This is a genomic window from Wukongibacter baidiensis, assembly GCF_050888315.1.
In the GTDB taxonomy this organism is placed as follows: domain Bacteria; phylum Bacillota; class Clostridia; order Peptostreptococcales; family Caminicellaceae; genus Wukongibacter; species Wukongibacter baidiensis.
Genome location: NZ_CP138202.1, coordinates 5,039,006 through 5,059,819 on the forward strand (window position 1 = coordinate 5,039,006; position 20,814 = coordinate 5,059,819).

At 32.4% G+C, this 20,814-nt stretch carries 25 protein-coding genes; all 25 read left to right on the forward strand.

Annotation, left to right across the window (positions count from 1 at the left end):
- Nucleotides 1-40: 40 nt before the first annotated feature.
- Complete coding sequence (locus tag R9X47_RS22690; protein ID WP_432663363.1) at nucleotides 41-7,054, forward strand: S8 family serine peptidase; 7,014 nt, start codon at nucleotides 41-43, stop codon at nucleotides 7,052-7,054.
- A 25-nt stretch (nucleotides 7,055-7,079) separates the two neighbouring features.
- Nucleotides 7,080-7,589, forward strand: coding sequence for an ankyrin repeat domain-containing protein (locus tag R9X47_RS22695; protein WP_432663364.1), 510 nt, complete (start codon nucleotides 7,080-7,082; stop codon nucleotides 7,587-7,589).
- Between the two features lie 356 nt (nucleotides 7,590-7,945).
- Nucleotides 7,946-8,110 carry a hypothetical protein gene (locus R9X47_RS22700; RefSeq protein ID WP_432663365.1) on the forward strand — a complete coding sequence of 55 codons (165 nt, stop codon included), beginning with the start codon at nucleotides 7,946-7,948 and terminating at the stop codon, nucleotides 8,108-8,110.
- Between the two features lie 399 nt (nucleotides 8,111-8,509).
- Complete coding sequence (locus R9X47_RS22705) at nucleotides 8,510-8,935, forward strand: hypothetical protein (protein ID WP_432663366.1); 426 nt, start codon at nucleotides 8,510-8,512, stop codon at nucleotides 8,933-8,935.
- Entirely contained in the window at nucleotides 8,895-9,113 is a 219-nt protein-coding gene (locus R9X47_RS22710) for a hypothetical protein (RefSeq protein WP_432663367.1), read from the forward strand. Before R9X47_RS22705 ends, R9X47_RS22710 begins: the two co-directional genes overlap by 41 nt.
- Nucleotide 9,114: 1 nt before the next feature.
- On the forward strand, nucleotides 9,115-9,702 hold the full coding sequence (locus R9X47_RS22715; RefSeq protein WP_432663368.1) for a hypothetical protein: 588 nt from the start codon (nucleotides 9,115-9,117) through the stop codon (nucleotides 9,700-9,702).
- A gap of 82 nt (nucleotides 9,703-9,784) precedes the next feature.
- Entirely contained in the window at nucleotides 9,785-10,552 is a 768-nt protein-coding gene (locus R9X47_RS22720) for a hypothetical protein (RefSeq protein ID WP_432663369.1), read from the forward strand.
- A 429-nt stretch (nucleotides 10,553-10,981) separates the two neighbouring features.
- Entirely contained in the window at nucleotides 10,982-11,167 is a 186-nt protein-coding gene (locus tag R9X47_RS22725; protein ID WP_432663370.1) for a hypothetical protein, read from the forward strand.
- Between the two features lie 425 nt (nucleotides 11,168-11,592).
- Nucleotides 11,593-11,754, forward strand: coding sequence for a hypothetical protein (locus R9X47_RS22730; RefSeq protein ID WP_432663371.1), 162 nt, complete (start codon nucleotides 11,593-11,595; stop codon nucleotides 11,752-11,754).
- A gap of 13 nt (nucleotides 11,755-11,767) precedes the next feature.
- Nucleotides 11,768-12,097 (forward strand): hypothetical protein, encoded by a 330-nt coding sequence (locus R9X47_RS22735; RefSeq protein WP_432663372.1) that lies wholly within the window; start codon nucleotides 11,768-11,770, stop codon nucleotides 12,095-12,097.
- A 148-nt stretch (nucleotides 12,098-12,245) separates the two neighbouring features.
- On the forward strand, nucleotides 12,246-12,449 hold the full coding sequence (locus R9X47_RS22740) for a hypothetical protein (RefSeq protein ID WP_432663373.1): 204 nt from the start codon (nucleotides 12,246-12,248) through the stop codon (nucleotides 12,447-12,449).
- A gap of 16 nt (nucleotides 12,450-12,465) precedes the next feature.
- Entirely contained in the window at nucleotides 12,466-12,945 is a 480-nt protein-coding gene (locus R9X47_RS22745) for a hypothetical protein (RefSeq protein WP_432663374.1), read from the forward strand.
- A 16-nt stretch (nucleotides 12,946-12,961) separates the two neighbouring features.
- The gene (locus R9X47_RS22750; protein WP_432663375.1) at nucleotides 12,962-13,723 is read left to right on the forward strand and encodes an REP-associated tyrosine transposase; all 762 of its coding nucleotides are present in this window, start codon (nucleotides 12,962-12,964) and stop codon (nucleotides 13,721-13,723) included.
- Between the two features lie 49 nt (nucleotides 13,724-13,772).
- Nucleotides 13,773-14,291, forward strand: a complete 519-nt coding sequence (locus tag R9X47_RS22755) for a barstar family protein (protein ID WP_432663376.1) — start codon at nucleotides 13,773-13,775, stop codon at nucleotides 14,289-14,291.
- A gap of 67 nt (nucleotides 14,292-14,358) precedes the next feature.
- Entirely contained in the window at nucleotides 14,359-14,643 is a 285-nt protein-coding gene (locus tag R9X47_RS22760; protein WP_432663377.1) for a hypothetical protein, read from the forward strand.
- A 287-nt stretch (nucleotides 14,644-14,930) separates the two neighbouring features.
- Entirely contained in the window at nucleotides 14,931-15,080 is a 150-nt protein-coding gene (locus tag R9X47_RS22765; RefSeq protein WP_432663378.1) for a hypothetical protein, read from the forward strand.
- A 50-nt stretch (nucleotides 15,081-15,130) separates the two neighbouring features.
- Nucleotides 15,131-15,283, forward strand: a complete 153-nt coding sequence (locus R9X47_RS22770; protein WP_432663379.1) for a hypothetical protein — start codon at nucleotides 15,131-15,133, stop codon at nucleotides 15,281-15,283.
- A gap of 437 nt (nucleotides 15,284-15,720) precedes the next feature.
- Nucleotides 15,721-16,269 (forward strand): hypothetical protein, encoded by a 549-nt coding sequence (locus tag R9X47_RS22775; RefSeq protein ID WP_432663380.1) that lies wholly within the window; start codon nucleotides 15,721-15,723, stop codon nucleotides 16,267-16,269.
- A gap of 127 nt (nucleotides 16,270-16,396) precedes the next feature.
- Complete coding sequence (locus R9X47_RS22780) at nucleotides 16,397-16,546, forward strand: hypothetical protein (RefSeq protein WP_432663381.1); 150 nt, start codon at nucleotides 16,397-16,399, stop codon at nucleotides 16,544-16,546.
- Between the two features lie 122 nt (nucleotides 16,547-16,668).
- A complete protein-coding gene (locus R9X47_RS22785; RefSeq protein WP_432663382.1) occupies nucleotides 16,669-17,157 on the forward strand; it encodes a hypothetical protein in 489 nt (162 codons plus the stop codon).
- A gap of 409 nt (nucleotides 17,158-17,566) precedes the next feature.
- Nucleotides 17,567-18,010, forward strand: a complete 444-nt coding sequence (locus R9X47_RS22790) for a TipAS antibiotic-recognition domain-containing protein (RefSeq protein WP_432663383.1) — start codon at nucleotides 17,567-17,569, stop codon at nucleotides 18,008-18,010.
- Nucleotides 18,011-18,033: 23 nt separating this feature from the next.
- The gene (locus tag R9X47_RS22795) at nucleotides 18,034-18,963 is read left to right on the forward strand and encodes an ATP-binding protein (protein ID WP_432663384.1); all 930 of its coding nucleotides are present in this window, start codon (nucleotides 18,034-18,036) and stop codon (nucleotides 18,961-18,963) included.
- 518 nt (nucleotides 18,964-19,481) lie between these two features.
- The gene (locus R9X47_RS22800; protein ID WP_432663385.1) at nucleotides 19,482-19,613 is read left to right on the forward strand and encodes a hypothetical protein; all 132 of its coding nucleotides are present in this window, start codon (nucleotides 19,482-19,484) and stop codon (nucleotides 19,611-19,613) included.
- Between the two features lie 130 nt (nucleotides 19,614-19,743).
- Nucleotides 19,744-20,127, forward strand: a complete 384-nt coding sequence (locus R9X47_RS22805; protein WP_432663386.1) for a hypothetical protein — start codon at nucleotides 19,744-19,746, stop codon at nucleotides 20,125-20,127.
- A gap of 224 nt (nucleotides 20,128-20,351) precedes the next feature.
- On the forward strand, nucleotides 20,352-20,714 hold the full coding sequence (locus R9X47_RS22810) for a hypothetical protein (RefSeq protein WP_432663387.1): 363 nt from the start codon (nucleotides 20,352-20,354) through the stop codon (nucleotides 20,712-20,714).
- Nucleotides 20,715-20,814: the final 100 nt, after the last annotated feature.

Sequence of the window (20,814 nt, forward strand, 5' to 3'; positions counted from 1 at the left end):
CTAAAATATTAAGCTTAAAAATACTAAGGAGGGAAATTTGTTGCGAATCAAAAACAATGCGAAAAGAATAATCTCAATACTACTAATAATAAGTGCATTCTTCTTATATGTAGTAACACCAGTAATGGCTGAGGCAAGCCAGTTAAAGAATAAGGAAGATCAAAAAATCCTTAAGGAAAAAACTAAAAATGATGCCAAAGGAAACAAGAAAACTACAAATAGGTTTATAGTAAAGTATAAAGAAAATAAAGAGAAACAGGGAAAAGAAAAAATCGAAAAATCAATTAAGCAAGACATAAAGTCTATTAAGAAACTGAAGAAGAGTGGGAAGCAAAATAAGAAACAAGATTTTGGTCTAATTACAACAAATAATAAGATGGATTACGATGAGCTTTTACAAAAACTTCAGCTAGATCCTAATGATGCTGATATTGAATATATTCAACCTGACTATGAAATAAACCTAGAGGCTAATGATACATACTATCCTCAACAATGGGCATTAGGTGAAGATACAGGAATTGCATCAGCCTTAGAAAGTACTAAGGGAAAAGACGTTTTAATAGCAGTAATCGATACAGGAATTGATACAAATCATGAGGACTTATTACAAAATATATGGATAAATGAAAATGAAGTACCGGGTAATGGAGTAGATGATGACGGTAATGGATATATAGATGATGTAAATGGGTGGAACTTCAATGATGCCACTAATACTTTATATACTGAAGGATCATCAGACTCAAATCATGGAACCCATATCGCAGGGATTATAGCTGCGACTAAGGACAATGAGAAGGGAATAGCTGGATCAGCACCGGAGGCTAAAATAATGCCCCTTAAGGTATTTGACAACGGTGTAGCCTATACCAGCGACATAATAGAAGCAATAGAGTATGCAGGTGACATGGGAGCAAAGATTGTAAACTGTAGCTGGGGAGGTTTTAACGAAAACCCAGCACTGAGAGAAGCCATAGAAGGAAATAACATGCTATTTGTATGTGCAGCGGGTAATAAAGGATTAAATATTGAGGCGTTTCCCCTATATCCAGCGGCCTACAATAGTGAAAATATTATAAGCGTTGCATCAACAAATAAAGATGGAAACCTATCGATCTTTTCAAACTATGGAGAAAATCTAGTTCAGGTAGCGGCACCGGGAGAGGAAATACTAAGTACACTTCCAGGTAATAACTACGGTAAGATGAGTGGTACATCTATGGCAGCGCCCTTCGTATCGGCTGAAGCAGCCCTTATAATCAGCACATACGAGAATATCACCCTAGGTGAGATAAAGGGAAAAATCATAGAAAGTTCAGATAAACTTCCATCACTTGTTGGTAGAGTTTACGAAGGAAATAGAATCAATGCTAAGAACGCAGTATTAGGTTTAATAGGTGAGAGCATTTCCAATCAGGATACAAGCGGTGGAGAAGGTACAACCGAGGAAAACACAACTACCGAAGAAAACAGTCAAAATGAAAATTCTACAGGTGAGAATACTGACAATGGAAATACAACATCAGAGGAAAACTCAACTACAGAGCCAGGTAATGAACAGCCGGTAAAGGCTGAAGAACCACATCAAAGTGATAAGTTCTTTGATTTAGATGATATATTTGCAGATAAAACTATTGGTAAAATATTAGAGAAGAGAGATGAGTATAGCGATGCCAAGGATGAAGAAAAGGCTGCAATCCTAGAGCATTTTCAAATCGAAGAAGATTTACTTATACAAGCAGAAGCAAGGGGATATTCATTAGTAGACTCTATATTTGTAGCATCCATCGTAAAGAATTATGGTTTCACACTAGATGAAATTGAAAAGCTATTAGATATATACGTAAATATAGAAACAATATATAGACAGATAGATAAATTTGAAGTTTTTAAAAATGAGCAGCAGCTATCTGAAGAGGTAACAAAAGAGATTAAGGGACTTATGTTAGATGGGTACCTACTTAGAAAGATAAAACCTGCATATGAAGAATCAAAAACATCCGAGGTAGATATTAAAAGCATTATGGAGAATGAAGAAAAAAGCGGTGACTTTGAAACTCAAGCCATAATCCCAGAAGAAGAAGAGCCTATATCCTATAATGCTCCCTTTGACTATAGGCGAAATGGGAAAGAGTATATAAATGCAGGAAATGGAAGCCTGACCTATGAAGAAGTTGACATAAGCCTTCCAGGGAGAAATGGTCTTGATCTGAATATCATAACAAGATATCAGATGAAGGATGCAACAACATTTACTTATCTTGACAAGTCTACACCGAAATTTGATGGAGCTTCACCCTTTGGACTAGGATGGAATTTAGGTTTTTCTCACTTTTATAGACTTTCTAACGGGAGATTTTTACGATTATCTACGGGTGAAACCTATGAATTATATTATAATGGTGGATCATGGGACCTAAAAGGTTATGAATTAAATGATATTGATTTTGATGATGACGATAACAGCTTTAATAATGGACAAGAGAATTCGAAATATGTTTTAAGTTATAAGAATGGTAAAAAGGAATATTTCGGCCGTGAAGGTAATCTACTTGGTATAGTAGATCGATATGGAAACACAATAACTTTTGAGTACAAATATTGGGGAGAAACCCTTGCTATCACAAAAATCATAGACACTTTAGGAAGAAGTATAGATATTAGCTATGCAAACTATATTGAAAATGATCTAAGAAAAACCGTTATAACTGCCCCTGATGGATCGACAATAGAGTTTATATTAGAAAAAATACATGGTGACTATACATCGGGAAGTAGCATAGACCTATATAAACTTGTAAAGAAGATAGATCAAGAAGGTAGAGAAACAGATTTTGAGGGTACTGTACGCGAAGCCTCTAGAATGGCAGGGGAGAATAGTGGCAGAAATGATCTCGTAACAATAGATGAAATAACCTATCCAACAGGTGCAAAGAGCTACTATAGCTACGAAAAGGTAAAGGGAAGATTGAGTAGTAATACAAGTATGTATAGTGAATACTACAGAATTACTTCCAGATATGACAAGGTTAATGTAGTCAGACTTAATGAAGATACCTACAGCTATATAGGCGATTATTCAGCCTATGGAGTTACCGATAGTGAAGCTCTTAGAAACTATACCTACACTACCACCATAACCAACAGCGAAGGTACAGAAAGAATACTAACCTTTAAGAGAAGAAATCCCGATGGACGGAAAATTAAAGAAGAAATAAAGGAAAATGGGACAACACTTTTAATGGAAACAAATTACGAGTATGATGGCGATGAGCTACCAACAAGGGAAGAAACAATATCATATAATCCTACTTCTGGGACATCTATGACTAAGACGACTGAAAGGGCATATGACAGTGGACAGTACGGTGACCTGATAGAATATACCGATGAATTAGGAAATAAGACAACATATACCTATGATTCAAACTTCCACAGGTTAGAAAGTGTAGAGAAAAATATAAATTCAAGTGACTATCAAAAGACAGTAAATCAAATTGACCCGATTACAGGTAATGTAAATAAGAGCATACAGCATTATATGGATGATGAGGCCCTCAGGTTTATAGAGACCGATTACACCTATGACAGCTATGGAAATATGACAAGTGAGAAAACCCAAATAGAAGATGGAATCTATATAACTAAGAACTATGAGTACGATGCCCTATATCAGCATGGATATCTAACAAAGGCCTATACCGATGTAGAAGGTTATGATTTAAACAGCCTTGCAAAGACCTCAGAAACAATCGAAGAAACATATGGAGTCGATTTTGAAACAGGGAATCGGAATGGATATATAGATGGAAATGGGAAAATAACATTATATTATCATGACAAACTAGGACGAGCAAAGCAAATCCAATACTTTGACACGGACGATCTAATAGTAATAGACTACGATGATCAAAATAACATTGTTACCGTAACCGATGAAGAAGGAAATCAAATAAAACAGATATATGATGAACTTGGAAGACTTCTAAAGAAGCAGGAAGTAAAAGATGGTGTATGGATTACTCCACTTGAAAATCATTACAATAACTTAAGTCAGATAGACTGGGTAAAGGATGGAGAAGGTAATAAGACAAGCTTTGAGTATGATGCCCTAGGCAGACAAACAAAAATAATCCATCCTGACTCTAAAAATACTACGATAACATATAACGATGGTGAAAATAGTAAAACAGTAGAAAATGAAGAAGGAGATCCTCAAAAATACTATTACGATAAACTTGGTAACCTAATAAAGGAAGAAGTAAAGCCCGACAAAGACGGTCCGACAACATACACAACAACATATACCCATGACTATATAGGGAATGTGACAAGTAAGGTCGATGCCAACGGAAACCAAACAAAATATGACTATGATAACATGTCAAGGCTTATATCCGTAACCGACTCCTATGACAAAATGACTAAGTATGAATACTCTAAACAGGGAAACCTTAGAAAAATGACAACTGGACTTTCAGCCACAGGTGAAGGATATCAATTAAGCGGTATTGGATCTAATAACATGTCGGGATTATTGAATAGTACGATGATAACACAGAGTACAGGAAGTGGACACATATTCTTTGGTTACGCAGATATAAGAGACTATAACAGTGCTAAGCTTAGTGGAATACCGTATGATGAAGGTGGGATACCATTTGGAGAAGAAAGATCCTACTCAACGGATGTAATAAAAAATGACACCGATGGTAATGAATTTGAGATAGTATCTGCAAGAGTATATGATTTGGACGAACTATTCAACACGAATCCAACACCATTTGAAAATCATGTATATACAAATGAAGAAAAATCAAGTGGTACAGTTTCCTACACTCAAAGGCTTACTGAGGAACATAGTAGCGTAATGGTAATATTTGTATATGAGCAAAAAGACAATACAGCTTCGCAAGGTAGTGTAGTAACTAGGGAATATGATGAGCTAGGTAGACTTATCAAGGAAACAGACCCACTAAATAAGAATGTATATATAGACTATGATAAGGCAGGCAACATCACAGGTCAAAGAGATAAAAAAGGACAAATAACAACCTTTAACTACGATGGTAGAAACAGATTATTAAACCAATATGCAGGTTCTGTTACAACTAACTATACCTACGATAAAACAAGTAAAATCAAAACCATGGAAGATTCTACGGGCATAACCAACTATACCTACTATGAAAATGGCAGATTGAAAAGACAAACAGAGCCCGATGGAAAATATATAGAATACGATTATGACAAAAGCGGAAATATGACACAAACAACTGACTACTTTGGTAAAGTAACCACCTATGGATATGATAATAGAAACAGATTAAAAACCGTAACAGTAGATGGAGAAACTACAACATATTTTTATCATCCAGATGGAAGTAGGAATATCATACTTTATCCTGGCGGATTTGGAACACTATACGAATATGATGGAATGAATAACCTAACAAAACTAACTAACGTGCTTCCGGGTAATGTTATCAGTAGCGAATTCAGCTATACCTATGATGGAGTAGGAAATCAGCTTACAAAGGTAGATGCAAATGGAACAACAAGCTACAACTATGATAAATTAGATAGACTAGAAACAGTATCTGAGCCCGATGGAAACCAAGTCACATATACCTTTGATGATAACGGAAATATTAAAACAAAGGATCTAGTGCATCCTGCAAACTATACCTACACCTTTAAACAAGGTGGAGCAATACAGGAAATGAATGGCATTACAAGCCATACAATTAGTTATGATAATGATGCTAGCAATAAACTTACCAGCGTAACAGAAACAATTGACAATACTGGAGCAGTATCATCACAATACGTAGGAACAGCAAGCATTACAGTAGACCTAGACTACGATGAAAATGGAAACCTTATAACAACAACAAAGGGTGGAAGTGCTGATACAGAAATATCAAGCTATAAATATAACCAATTGAATCAAATGATAGAATACACGAGCCCAGGCTCAGTAATAACAAGCTATAGCTACGATGGTAATGGGCTAAGAAAAACAAAAACCTCAGGAAGTATAACAACTGGATTCTATTACTCCGGAGGAAACGTAATCAACGAAACAGAAAATGGAGTATTCAAGGCAAGAAATATAAGAGGAATAAATATCATAGCAAGGGAGGATAATCAAGGTACAAAGGCGTATTATTTATATAATGGCCATGGAGACACAGTAAACCTTGTAACAAATACAGGAGAGATACTAAACACCTATGACTATGATGTATACGGTAAAGCAAAAGTAGAAGAAGGATCAACAGATAACCCTTATAGATACGCAGGAGAATATTATGACGAAGAAAGTGAATTATATTATCTAAGAGCAAGATACTACGATCCAAATATAGCTAGGTTTATATCAGAGGATAGTTATAAAGGTGATCCTAGTTATCCGCTTAGTTTGAATCTTTATACCTATACCTATAATAATCCGATTAAGTATGTTGATCCTAGTGGGCATACAGTAGACTCAGCTGCAGATTTAAGTACTGGAACTGATATACGTGGAATGAAGCTTGTTGTAGATGGATTGAAAGAACTTGGAAACGGTGCAAAAGAGTTTATATCTGCTACTGGTGATAAGTTAGGAGCAGCAGCTGGCTCAGCCGTTGCTCCTGTTGTTGCTGGTGTTATAGCATTTGGAGCTACATGGTATGTAAGAACAATTGAAGCAGGTGATCCTGAAGGTATAGAACCGACCTATGTAAACAAACCATATTCCAATCCTAAAAATAGACCAAAGTATGGTGAAGGTCAAGTTGAACAAGTATGGGAAAATGCAAAAGATGATGAAGGTAGAGTTTTTGATCCTAATACAGGTGAAGAATTATTTTGGGACAAGTCAAAGAGTAGAAATGGTCAGTGGGATATGGGTCATTTACCAGGAAAAGAATATAGGAAATTGCATAAGGATTATATGGATGGTAAAATTGATAAAGAAACTTTTCTAAAGGAATATAGAGATCCTCAAAATTATAAGCCAGAATCAATTAGTGGAAACAGGGGTCATAAACATGAGTTAAAGTAAAATTAAGTGAGAAAGGATGCTTTAGATGATAGATGATATTTCAAAAAACAAAAATTGCGATTGGTTTCAGAGTATACGTTTAGGAGAGTTAGAATTTATAAAGAAAAGTATTAGAAAATTGGATATTAATATGGTAAATGAATTTGGTCAAAGTTTACTACATGAAGCGATAGCTTACAAACAGAAAGAGATAGCTATTGAACTTTTAAAAGAATCAATAGATGTAAATATCCAAGATAAGGAAGGAAGAACTGCATTACACTATATTGGTTTTCATCCAGATATTGATATAGCAAGAATAATATTAGATAATGGTGGAGATGTGAAATTAAAAGATTTGTACGGAAATATACCTTTATGGTATGCTGTATTTAACGCAAGAGGTAGATATGAGCTAGTAGAACTTTTTTTGAAATATAAATCTAATGTTAATATTAAGAATAATGCTGGAAGAACATCACTTGATTTTGCACTCCAGAAAAATGATGAGGTCTTAGTGAATATACTAAGAAACAATTGTGATGACTCAAACTGATTGAGCATAAAAATTTAGCAAAACAAATAGACTAGTATAGGAAATGATTCTGTGCTGGTCTTTTCTTTTGCTTAAAATCAAATCTTGTGAAATGGAATGTATGAGCCTGAAGGAGTTTTATGAACAAAGTGAATAAAATACTCTGAAGGAGAATACATGAAATGTAACGGAGCATAAGAGATAAAAAATATTTATGCCTAAAAAATTAAAGAAAAAGGTTTGTTTCTATCACATACCCTCCAGTAAATCCCTTAACCATGAGTTCTCATGCTTAACTATTTCCCCTTTACTTCTACTTAAAAATTCGCTATGATATCTGTCATAGCAAAATTAAGGAACTGGAGGGTGTATGTGTAATGAGTAAGAAAGTTATAAATGCTGGAATATATATTCGAGTATCCTCTGCTCAGCAAGCCGAAGAAGGATATTCCCTTGAGACACAGGAAAGAACTTTAAAAAAGTACTGCGAAGTGATGGACTGGAATGGAAGTGTCAAGGGGACGGGGTTGTTGACAACGTAGATATAGAGAAAAGAGATCGCATAAGTGATGCAGAAGCAAGAACAATAATAAAAGAAGTATGCAGAGTAAAAGTGCTATCTGATTTACAAAATATTGATAGAGAAATAAGGAATGCATATTTGAAAAATCTAAAAGAAAAATATAAATTATGGATTAGACAAATTGAGAGACTTACAGGCATAAATAGAGGGATTGTCTTGAAAGCATAGAGTGTCGATAACCCTAGTCAACAGGACATATAAAAATAAAATAAGTAATGCTTCATTTATAAGTGAATGTCTCTCTAACTAAAGGCAACAATTACCTTTGACTGGTTATATGATAAAATATATAGTTTATAATGTGACTGTGGAATTATTGTTTATAGGGAAGAAATTGAAATAAAAAAGGATTGATATAATGATTAAGCAAAATAGAATAAGTATTAAAGCTGTACTTATTGGATTTCTTGTAGATTATTCAGGTTCACTTATTTCTGGATTTATAATATCCATTATACTTGGTATTACTATAGCAATAAAAGGAGGAAATATTATAGAAATCTCCGACTCATTAGAATTGCTGATAATGTTATTTATAATTGGGATAATTATGACTACATTAGGAGGTTATGTAGCAGGTAGAATTTCTAGCTTTAATGAAATAGAACATGGACTATATGTAGGAATTATTTCAAATATATCAGCAATGCTTATTTTTGGTAGGGGTTCTAGCTCACTCCCCTCTTGGTATTTAATATCTTCAATCATTTTAGTAATACCAGCGGCTATGATTGGGGGATATTTTGCAAAAAAATCGAATGGAAAATATAAAAACAATATCTAATTCCTTTTTAGAAGGTAAAATAGTTCTTGATGGGAGAAAGGACGGGAGAAGGTTTAAATATCCTCTTAATAAAGTAAAATATCTGGATGAGTGGAAGAACAGAGCAGATACAATATTGGATGTATACTTTTATGGCGATTATAGTAGTATGACAATAAACGCAGTGGAAGGGGCCTAGAATGAAAAGCAAAATGTTCTTAATGATTATAGTAATATCAATAATTCTTATAGGTGTTGGTACTTATTATATAGCCGCGTTGAATAATGATATTATAACTACTAAGACACAAAATGATAACGATGATAAACAACCAAAAACAAATATTACAGGCAATATAAACACTGAACTTATATTGCAATTAACAGATGAAGACTTTGTTATAGAGAATAATAATAACTTTATCGAGCTTGGGGGGAAATATAAAAGTTTAAAAACAAATGATAATATTACAAATAAGCGCCTAGCTAATGAAAGCTTCTCTTATAATGTTTATGTGTTTGAAAATTTTAAATTAATGACAAATCAAAGTGGACAAGGTAACAGTATTATTATGAGCATCAACTTAACATCATCTGAACTTCAAACATCAAGAGGAATAAAGGTAGGTGATGAGATATCACTAGTTTTAAAAAAATATGGAAATGCTGATGAACATAATGTAACTGAGATACGTGAGAGCTATACGTATTATTATAATGAGAGCTTATTGACATTTTATACTGACAATAATGGAAAAGTGAGTTTTATTAGATTTGAATCTATTTAATGAATTGTGGTGAAAGAATGGAGTTCCGATAAGCCCGTCACTTTGACATCCCTTTGACATCCTAATAAAAGGAGATGAAAGAATGTATAGTCCTAAAATATTAGTCATAATTATACTTGCTTTTTTCACGATATTTACAGTCTCAAATAGTAATCAAGACGATTTAAATAATGTTGTTAGTGAAGGCTCGATAAGTGATGTGAACAGCGAATTAGAATTAAGCACAGATGACAATAAGATTAGCGTTTCTGTTTTTGGTGAAAAAGAGATATTGATAAATGAAGATCGATTTGGTGATGATATATATGGAACAGGTCAATTAGATAATAGATGGAATTTGAATGAAATAGATGATATTTTAAACTTAATTAAGGGTGACTGGAAAATAAATGAATATATTGGATTTGTTGATTCATCAATATATTACCCAGAGTTATTTGACTACAGTGACAATATTGAAGACAGTGTCAGAAATAATCTAATAGAAAATTATAATGAAAATGTTAAGAGTGCTAAAAATAATGTGCCAAATATATCTTTTTCAGTGAAAAAGTATAATAAAGAAGATACAAATAGTAATTATATAAATGTGAACGGCAATTATCTAAGTCCTATCAGTATTATATTGAGTCTGGAGAGAATGGACGATAATTATCCAGTGTTTGTTGACAGAACAACGATTTCGACTGATTTTAAAGTTGAGTACCCTATAATATATATTAAATTTTTTATAGAATACAACGAAGATGAATTAGAAACAAGATATGAGCCTGCAACGCTAGTTTTAACAAATGATAACAAGTTCTATATTTTGATTGATGGAGCTTTTTATTCAGTAGTTAAGAAATGAGCAATATTGTGTTGACTTTATGAGTATATATGTTGTACAAATTGGCGGGAAATCCAACCCAGTGCCTAACAAACCAAAAACACAATTCCGATAAAAGGTAACCAATGTAATACCTAATATAAAAGTTTTATGAAAAATATCTAAGTACTCCCAATAACCTTTATGGTATTGGGAGTCTTTCTTAGAAAGATGGTTGGGGTCAGGCTTTTATAATTTTACAAATTTCCCATATGATATGAAATAAGGAGGCTAGAATGAGTTTAATATTGGCTGAAAGTAAAAATTATATAATTACGAATGAATAGAGTGTCAAGGGGACGGGGTTGTTGACAACACTAATGGTGGAATAAATTTAGAACCGAAGGAGTTTAACGATCAAACAGGATTATCAAACCCCTCTTGAAGATGGTAGATATAGGAGGTATTCAAATGTTAAGTAAAAAAGAAGCTTATAAAGCTATGATTCTATTTCTTGAAAATTATTATTCTTTATCAAATTCAGAGTATATTGCTGATTTGCTAAGTAGTATGATGCTTTTAGGAGATGGAAAACCAGCTGATTCTGCACTATGGGAAGACTGGATAGAAGCGGTTAATAAAACAATAGAAGAGTAATTATTTTACCTAAGTTTGAAAGAATAATAATTACTGAAAAAATAGAGGTCATGGATAGTTGTTTAGAAATTAAATCAATAGCTATGTTATAGTTAACTTAATATAGAGTGTCGATAACCCCGTCCCTTTGACACTCGAAAAATGAAGTAGACGGGAAGCAAATAATTAAAGATGTAGAAAAGTATAAGAAAGAATATTATAAAAATCTAAAAGTATCAAGCGGGACTGTAGACCCTGGAGGAGCATCCTTACTAGGTAAAATAGATGACGTTGCTAGAATAGCAGATAAAGTTAGTGATTCTAGAACTTTTATAAATGTAACAAATAAAAGCTTTTGGAAAGCATATAATAAACTTCCTAAAAGTCTTCAAACCAAAGCTGATGAAGCTTTTAAGCTGTTCAAGAATAACCCTAATCATCCAAGTTTGAATTTTGAAAACCTAGGGGTTGGGAAATTCTTCTCTGTTAGAGTTAATCAAAAAGTCAGAGCTTATGGAAGAAAGCTTGCTGATGGTGCTATTGAATGGCTTGAGATAAATGGTCATGATTACAAAAAAGCATTAAGGATGCTTGAAAAGGTAAAGTAAGGAGTGTGTTATTTTGAAACATATAGTCATAGAAGCAAAATGTTTATACTATTTTATTGAAGATACAGAAAAACAAATTCCTAGTTGTTGTAAATATGAACCAGGAAGAGTAGGAACACTCTGTTTTAAATTTAATGAAGAAAAACATAAATATTGCCCATATCTGGGAATTGGAACTGCTAAAGCCTCTTTAGTATTAACTGATGGAGAAGGGGAAGCAATTAATGCAGATGGCTACTGGGGAGACTTTAAAATGTCAGAAGAAGATTGGATAAAAGAAGAGAAAAAATGGATTGAGAAGCAAAACAGATATATTTCTGAACAATCTGATGAATCATTATAAGATAAAGTCAGTTGATAATATAATCAAAATTTTGTAGAAAGTTAGAATTAAGACTAACATGGGAGTCAAATCCTGTGCAAGTGTCGAGGGGACGGGGTTGTTGACAACGAGGGTGAAGTAAAGATAAGATGAGTTAGGGGGTGAAACAATGGCAAGAAAAGCGAGAAAGAAAAGGAGTGTCAAGGGGACGGGGTTATTGACAACACATATAGCTAATACTATTGAAAATGGAGCAATAACTAGTACTAGGGATTTACCAAACGGAGGTAAAATCGTATTTAAATTTTTGAATATAGATGGCGCTGAAGTTTGGGTTAAAGAATTTATTGAAGAAGGTATGAGTAGACTATAAGATGCGGGGTGAACAATTGGTAGATTATATGCAACAATACAAAGAATTTGAGAAACAATTTGGAAAGTTAGATAGCGAAGAACTTATTAATCAGATTCAATCTTTTATTGTAAATCATGAACTTGATTTACAAACTAAATCAAAATTTTTATCTTTGATAGGTGGTATTATTTGCGATCTTTCGACATATTTAAAAGATGATTGTGGATATTCTTATTTTAGAGAGGCGATAGAGGTTGATGCTAATAACTATGATGCAATCTTAGGAGTTTGTTCGATTTTTAACACATATCCTTATCCATTTAACAAAATAGTAACGGAAGTTGAATATCTTTCACATGTTGAGAAGCTTATTAATGATTTTGAGCTTCTTGAAAATAATCAGAAGTTAAACGCACTACAAACTATTAAAAGTTACTCAATATTTAGAAAAAAAATTATAGAGTGTCAAGGGGACGGGGTTATTGACAACGATGGTGAAGTAAAGATAAGATGAGTTAGGGGGTGAAACAATGGCAAGAAAAGCGAGAAAGAAAAGTAAAAGCGGAATATATCATATAATGATGAGAGGAATAAACAGGCAAAGTATATTTGAAGAAGAGGAAGATTATAAAAGATTTATAGAGACGATACAGAAGTACAAAGAGAAAAGCGGATACGAGGTTTATGGGTATTGTTTAATGGGAAATCATGTACATATTTTAATGAAAATAGGTAAGGAGCCATTAGAGCAAGTAATGCGTAGGATAGGTGGAAGCTATGTATATTGGTATAATAGGAAATATGACAGGATAGGAAACTTATTTCAAGATCGATTCAAAAGTGAGCCAGTAGAAGATGATGCATATCTTCTAACTGTCCATAGGTATATTCATCAAAATCCGATTAAAGCTGGACTGGTAAATAGTCTTGAAGAATATAAGTGGAGTAGCTATTATGAATATGTAAATGAAGGGAAACTGGTGAATACAGACTTTACCCTTAATATATTCAATAATGACAGAGAAGAGGCAATGGAAAGATTTATTCAATACAATAATGAATCTAATGATGACATTTGCTTAGATATAGAGAAAAGACATCGAATAAGTGAGGCAGAAGCAAGAACAATAATAAAAGAAGTATGCAGAGTAAAAGTCCCATTTGATTTACAAAATATTGATAAAGAAATAAGGAATGTATATTTGAAAGAGCTAAAAGAAAAATATAGATTATCGATAAGACAAATTGAGAGACTTACAGGTATAAATAGAGGGATTGTATTGAAAGCATAGAGTGTCGATAACCCCGTACCTTTGACACTCAAAGAGAACGAGGTGGAAAATGTATGATAGACAAAACTTTACTTCTTTAAGAAAACCATATATACATTTGATTAGCTGTAAAAGTCAAGATGCAAATGATTTCATAATAGACATGTTAAAGGAACAAGAAAAGGAGATTTCTATTAGAGTGATTAATGGCGATAACTGTACAACCAGTGATAAGCTATTCAAAGAATTCGCAAAAACATTTAACTTTCCAGACTATTTTGGAGAAAATTGGGCTGCATTTGATGAATGTATAAATGATTTAGACTGGATAGGAGCGGATGCATATATACTATTAGTAAAGCAAACAGATCAAATTTTAAAGGATGATAACGATAATTTTAGGATATTTATAAAAATTTTATTGTCAACAGTTGAAGAATGGACTAAAGGGAGAGATTATGATAGCTTTCCAACTCCTCCGACCCCATTTAATATAATATTTTTATGTTCTAAAGATGAAATAAATAAAACTGAGATGAAATTAAAGAAATTTGGAATACAAAGTATTAATAAGATTAACATATTTTGAGTGCTGATAACCCTGACCCTTTGACACTTCGATATCTTTAATAGGATATTTAAGGGAAGGTGATAAGTTGAAGAATTTTTTTAGAAATTTACTTTATGGCTATATGTTAGCAATAATTGTTGCGGCATTTATTAATATCAACATTTTATCCCAAATAAGTAATATTGAATTTCTCAAAGTTATGTTAGTAGGTAGTTTAGTTATTACACCAATTATGTGTTTATTGATATACGCAATAAAGTTTGCAGGTATTCCATTAGTCAACGACTTTATTGAGGGAAGCATTTTCAATAAAATACTCATATTAGCGATAGTGATTACATTAATAACGATGAAGTTTTTAAACGGATAGCAGGAGAGTGGAATTTGAGAATGCCAATAGGATGAGATTGCTAACAGTACAATGGTTCTAAGCACCTTAATACGAGGAATATAACAAAACAACTAGACCAACATAGGAACTAAATCCTGTGTTGATCTTTTCTTTGGCTTAAAATCAACCCTCGTGAAATGGAATATAACGGAGAATAACAAGTGTCAAAGGGACGGGGTTGTTGACAATACAATGAAGAACCAATAGAACAATTAAAGAAAGAGCTTGAAGAGTTGTCTAAGTAAAAATCAATAGGGGGAATATTAATGAGTGTACTAGTGTTGATAGGCATTTTATGTATTGCATCAGTTGGTACATGGTTTAAGTTTTCTCATAATTCAAGTATAAAAGAAAGAATAATGATTATCATAGTATTTGATATGATCTTAACAGTAGCATTTTTTAAGTATAGATAGTAAAAAAGAGTTATTGGAGTGTCGATACCCCCGTCTCTTTGACACTTCCTTTGAATTATGTTGATGAAAATGGTGTAAGACATGAACTTACAGTAGAACTTGGAGCCGAGAAGTTAGGTATATTATCAAGTATAGATATTACTGATGAAGGTCATGGGATAGAAGGAGCTGATCCAATAGATTTTTACTCCAATCACCACTAAAAAGATGAGGAGGAATTTATATGAAGAAGGATACTAAGTCTTTAATGGAAAAATATCTTAATTTATTGAGATTAAAAAAATTCATGGTTGTTTTCGTAATACCATTCACGTTTATGTGAGGATCATTTACTTATTTTTTAATTCAGACAATAATCGATGATGCATTTGTATTCAGCGACATTATAATATATTTAGGTTATAATTTCTTGTTCTACATGGCGCTACGTTTATTCCAAAAATTCTGGATTAATGCTGGAGCTGAGGATAGATATGATTATTTTACGAATAGAGATAATGAAAAGAAAAAATAATTTAGAAGGAAATTGGGATCGGGCTTTATGATTTTATTACGGTAAATTTCCAAGATGGAGTTTTTAAAACAGCTTAGTGAATCCATAAACTTAACTTAAGAGATTCTGGTTATTAGGAGGTATAGAATGTTTTATATCAACTATTTAGTGCTTGACGATGAAAAAGAAAGGTTATCAAGTATAAAAGATTTCAGAGATTTTGAAAATGACATGGATACAGTTGTAGGGCAAATTCAACTTTCCTTTACTAATAATAGTATTGGATTTGTGGACATTGATATTCCTTATGATGGGGAGTTTATTGTAACATGGCTACGATTATTGAATGAAGCAATAATCTATATAGAAAAATATAACTTTGCCACTATATATGAACCTGATACTAATAACTTGTGGTTAGAATTTTACTCATACAATGAAAGAATTAAGGTGACTCGTACTAGAGTTGAACACCAGAAAATAGTGCCAAGTCATATTGAAAAGTCGCCCCAAAATCATATTGAAACTTTATGGAATGATAATGTAAGTAAAAGAGTGTTTTATGATGTTATTTTAAAAGTGACTAGTGAATTTATAAATGAGATTAAATCGTTAAATCCAATAGTAGTTAATTCCAGGAACTTAAGAAAGTTGATAGCAAGCCATAATAAAGCGGTTGAATTGGTAATGTATTAACTGGTGGAGATCAAGTGCCTAGAGAGTCAAGGGGACGGGGTTGTTGACAATATAATGAAGAACCAATAGAACAATTAAAGAAAGACTTGAAGAGTTGTCTAAGTAAAAATCAATAGGGGGAATATTAATGAGTGTATTAGTGTTGATAGGTATTTTATGTATTGCATCAATTGGTACATGGTTTAGGTTTTCTCATAATTCAAGTGTAAAAGAAAGAATAATGATTATCTTAGTATTTGATATGATTTTAACAATAGCATTTTTTAAGTATAGATAGTAAAAAAGAGTTATTGGAGTGTCGATAACCCCGTCCCCTTGACATTTCCTTGACATTTCTGTGTGATATTAAGATTCATTACAACTAAATGGATAAATTTCTTGGAAAGGAAAAACGAATAAATGAAAAAAAATGAGTTTAAATTTACCTTTGAAGAATTGCTTATATTTTTCTTTAACAAAAAAAAGTGCCCTCATTGTGGGAACCAGAATTTAAGTAGATATACACATAAATATTATAAAGGGACTAAAAGAAGTACTGAGAAAAAGATGAATCTCATGCTAGAAGAAATATATGAAAATACTCTTATTTATGAATGTAAAATATGTAAACGTAAATATACCTTAAAGGGGCTAAAGAAGAATACTGAGTTAAATGAGGATTATATAGAACTTGAAACTAATAGTGCTGATTATATTACTTTAGAAAAAGTAAAAATGTCAAATCAAAAAGCCAAGTTGAGAGTACGAAAATTCTTTAATGCTTTGATATTAGTTTTTATGTTAATACTAGTATCAATAGCTATAGGAGATCAGAACTATATAGTTGTTCTTATATTTGCGCCACTTATTGTATTTGTATTCTTCTTATTAAGGTATTTTACAAGATAAAAAATAGATATAGACTAATCAATTGAGAGTCTATGGAGTTGATAGTAACGATTAATTGACTTAGTACAAGTTTTAGCAAAGTTAACTAGACCAACATAGGAACTAACCCCTGTGTTGGTCTTTTCTTTTGATTAAAATCAACCCTAGTGAAATGGAATATAACGGAGAAGGAGTGTCAAGGGGACGGGGTTATTGACAACGCATGCAGGTACATTTGTTTATGCTGTAAACTTATCCTATCTTGAGAGCAGAGGGGGGAGAGTGACCCTGTAGGACCGAAGCTACTTTGACTATAAAATAAAAATAGTAAAAGAACTATTGACCCTAACGTAACGTGATAGTCTATAATAATATTCAGCCGATAAGTTAGGCCCAAATTAATATTTCTAAGAATAATGGAGTGATTAGTATGAAGAAAAATAGAAAACATAATAATTTACCTGAGGAGAAGCAAAGGTATGAAAATGAGGCAATGAGCCAATGGGGAAAAGATAGAGTTATAGAATCTACACAACGTTGGAATAGCTATGGTAAGGATAAAAGAGAGTTGATAAAGGAAGAATGTCGTTCAATATTTCAGGAATTGGCTGATAACATGCAGTTAGGAGCAGAGAGTCAGTTAATTCAGGATATTTTAATAAAATGGCACCAATTTATATGCTACTTTTACGAGCCATCTTTAGAGGTGTTAAGAGGGCTTGGTGACGTTTATACCTATGACCCTGAATTTAGAAAATTTTTTGAAGCTATAGATCCAGAACTTCCAGACTTCCTTCAAGGCTCTATAAATTGTTATGTTGATGAACTAGAGATGCGATGGCTTGAAAGTCAATATGAAGTTCTTGAAGAGTAAATTAAAGACAAGGAGATATTGAAATGGATAAGATAAATACAGAAAATAAAAATAGACAAAATTTTAGGCCACAATCTGAGGCGAGATATGTAGCACCACCTGTAAAAGGCAACCAGAGGACAATAGAAAATGATATTAATAAAAGGATGAATATGTTTACAGTTGAAAAGCCGAAGCGCCGATTAGAGGATTTGGTTGTTTCGGAGAAAATTAAAATGCAGCTGGCAAGCTTACTTGCAAAGATTAAATATCATGACGTACTATATGATGACTTTGGAATAAAGGAAGTTGACCCTACGGGGGGACGTACTGCAATAAACTTATATGGTCCTCCGGGAACGGGGAAGAGCTTTACTGCCGAAGCAATAGCTAATGAGCTTAACAGGGACATTATTAGGGCGAACTATGCAGAGATAGAATCTAAATTTGTAGGAGAAACACCAAAAAATATTAAAGCTGTTTTTCAAAAGGCTAAGGAAACAAATGCTGTATTATTCTTTGATGAAGCAGATTCTATCCTTGGAAAAAGATTATCAAATATAACTCAAAGTACAGATCATGCAGTGAATGTCAGCCGTTCAGTAATGTTATTAGAGCTTGACAATTTCTCGGGCATAACTATTTTTGCAACTAACTTTGCATCAAACTATGATTCTGCATTTGTTAGGCGTATTTTGGGGCACATAGAAATGCCATTGCCTGATAAGAGATCCAGAGAAATGCTTTTTGAAAAACTAATCCCTAAAAAACTTCCTATACAGCTTTCAAAAAATGACTGGGAGTGTATAATCATTGAAACAGATGGGCTTTCAGGAGGAGATATTCTCAATATAATTGTTAATGCAAGTTCCATGGCCCTTGAAAGAGAAGGTTATACATGTAAAGTAAAATTAAATGATTTTATAACTGCAATTCACTCAAGTAAAAAGGCTAAAGAAGAAATAGGAAGATAAATTTGCTGAATAAAAAATAGTGACTTTAACGTTGCGTAATAGATTACAAAAGGATATACAGGTGGTGAGATAATGAGCTATTAAAGTAAAGCAAGTGTCAAAGTTGGTAGGAGTAAGTGCACGAACACTTCAATAGAGGGATTGTCTTGAAAGCATAGAGTGTCGATAATCCCGTTCCTTTGACACATCTAATGTATATGAGATAACACGGATAAAGTACATAAATCGGTACCACTCATTAGATGGATAGTGCTGATGTTTTTGAGCTCATTATATAGTGATCTGAACACCATTTAAAGTTCTAATGTCTTCAATGTAATAGTTACTGTTATGTTGAAGACAATTTTATTTAGTAATATTGATTTAAGTCAATGAAAAAACCAAATAATATGGCTATAATAATATCAAATAAAATTTTAATATAGAGAGTTCCAAGTAAATTTTAATATATATTAAATAAAGCTTTGACTGGAATCTATATATATAGAATATTAAATAAGAGAAATGGAGTGAATAAGATGAAAGCGATTCAATATCACCGATTTGGTTCACCAGAAGTTTTGGTAATTGAAGAAACGAATGTCAAGGGGACGGGGTTGTTGACAATACTACATTATACCCTATCTCAGGAGATGGATTCCATCAATTAAATAGAATTGAATATAAAGCTATGGGAATTTATATTCAATTTGGCAACACTGAAAAAGCAAACATGATTTTAAATAATATGAAAGTTGATGCAGATACTAAAGAAAAAATATTAGACATAATGGGGTTAGAATGATGATGTGGGAGGATATGATTTTAGAAAAAGTAATTGATAAGGATGAACTTAAAAATGCTCTTGTTGAGATATTCCATATAAAAAGTGAAGATATAGAGATTGTTAATAACATTGAGCAGTTTTTGGAGATTAGTAGTGGTCTAAAAGTAGTATGTTTAAAAAGTATAATTAAGAATAAACAAATGAGATTAGAAGTTTATGTATTAGATGATACAATGATATTAGATGATAATAAATATACATTGCTACAGAAATTAAGTAAACTTATTGGATGTTATGTTGTTATTAGTGGGGATAGTATAAATCCATACGAAGCAATAAAAATAAAAGAGAATGGAGAAATTATAAACATTGAAGTTGATATGGAAATATATGATTAATAAAGATTTACTACCTAATAAAGCTATTCTTAGTACCTGTCGTGATTGCTCTAATTACTCATAGAGAATTAGCTAAACTGCCTAGGCCAACATAGTTGAGTGTCAAGGGGACGGGGTTCTTGACAATGTAGGTATTGGCTTTACGAAAAAAAGAGTAAGGTGACAAGCTCCAAGTTTCTTATTTGATGAAAATCGTTTAAATGCATTGTAAAGGTGGGAGGGAAATGATAAATATAAGAAAGTATACTATAAAGTATATTTCGTTATTAATAGTCTTAGACATAGTTGTAATCATAATTAGAATGTATGGTTATAAAAGCATTGATTTTCTAGTTATACCTCAGCTAATACTAACTTTAGTCTGTTTGTTAAATGAAAAATCTAAACTATATGATTTATTGAAAAAAGAGAGGAAAGAAATTCTGACTAAATATAAATTTGTGGGTAAATATTCTACATGGGAATTGAATATTATTAAAGCAGCAAGTGAAACTAAAGACTTGTTGCTTATGGAAGTCAGAAATAAAGTTGTAACTTTAAATCTTGTGTCATTACTATTTCGAGTGTCGATAACCCCGTCCCTTTGACACTTTTAGCTGAATCGATGGTTTTGATATATTATCTGATGATAAGAATAAGCTAATCCAAAATAATAAAATTATAAAAGTCTGACCCCTTTTCCTTCCT

What these genes read in the sequence shown, in the direction of transcription:
- R9X47_RS22755 (WP_432663376.1), top strand. Translation starts at nt 13,773, where the DNA reads ATGTATGATAGACAAAACTTTACTTCTTTAAGAAAACCATATATACAT.
- R9X47_RS22705 (WP_432663366.1), top strand. Translation starts at nt 8,510, where the DNA reads ATGATTAAGCAAAATAGAATAAGTATTAAAGCTGTACTTATTGGATTT.
- R9X47_RS22785 (WP_432663382.1), top strand. Translation starts at nt 16,669, where the DNA reads ATGAAAAAAAATGAGTTTAAATTTACCTTTGAAGAATTGCTTATATTT.
- R9X47_RS22720 (WP_432663369.1), top strand. Translation starts at nt 9,785, where the DNA reads ATGTATAGTCCTAAAATATTAGTCATAATTATACTTGCTTTTTTCACG.
- R9X47_RS22780 (WP_432663381.1), top strand. Translation starts at nt 16,397, where the DNA reads ATGAGTGTATTAGTGTTGATAGGTATTTTATGTATTGCATCAATTGGT.
- R9X47_RS22695 (WP_432663364.1), top strand. Translation starts at nt 7,080, where the DNA reads ATGATAGATGATATTTCAAAAAACAAAAATTGCGATTGGTTTCAGAGT.
- R9X47_RS22765 (WP_432663378.1), top strand. Translation starts at nt 14,931, where the DNA reads ATGAGTGTACTAGTGTTGATAGGCATTTTATGTATTGCATCAGTTGGT.
- R9X47_RS22725 (WP_432663370.1), top strand. Translation starts at nt 10,982, where the DNA reads ATGTTAAGTAAAAAAGAAGCTTATAAAGCTATGATTCTATTTCTTGAA.
- R9X47_RS22700 (WP_432663365.1), top strand. Translation starts at nt 7,946, where the DNA reads ATGAGTAAGAAAGTTATAAATGCTGGAATATATATTCGAGTATCCTCT.
- R9X47_RS22715 (WP_432663368.1), top strand. Translation starts at nt 9,115, where the DNA reads ATGAAAAGCAAAATGTTCTTAATGATTATAGTAATATCAATAATTCTT.
- R9X47_RS22790 (WP_432663383.1), top strand. Translation starts at nt 17,567, where the DNA reads ATGAAGAAAAATAGAAAACATAATAATTTACCTGAGGAGAAGCAAAGG.
- R9X47_RS22805 (WP_432663386.1), top strand. Translation starts at nt 19,744, where the DNA reads ATGATGATGTGGGAGGATATGATTTTAGAAAAAGTAATTGATAAGGAT.
- R9X47_RS22795 (WP_432663384.1), top strand. Translation starts at nt 18,034, where the DNA reads ATGGATAAGATAAATACAGAAAATAAAAATAGACAAAATTTTAGGCCA.
- R9X47_RS22800 (WP_432663385.1), top strand. Translation starts at nt 19,482, where the DNA reads ATGAAAGCGATTCAATATCACCGATTTGGTTCACCAGAAGTTTTGGTA.
- R9X47_RS22740 (WP_432663373.1), top strand. Translation starts at nt 12,246, where the DNA reads ATGGCAAGAAAAGCGAGAAAGAAAAGGAGTGTCAAGGGGACGGGGTTA.
- R9X47_RS22810 (WP_432663387.1), top strand. Translation starts at nt 20,352, where the DNA reads ATGATAAATATAAGAAAGTATACTATAAAGTATATTTCGTTATTAATA.
- R9X47_RS22750 (WP_432663375.1), top strand. Translation starts at nt 12,962, where the DNA reads ATGGCAAGAAAAGCGAGAAAGAAAAGTAAAAGCGGAATATATCATATA.
- R9X47_RS22775 (WP_432663380.1), top strand. Translation starts at nt 15,721, where the DNA reads ATGTTTTATATCAACTATTTAGTGCTTGACGATGAAAAAGAAAGGTTA.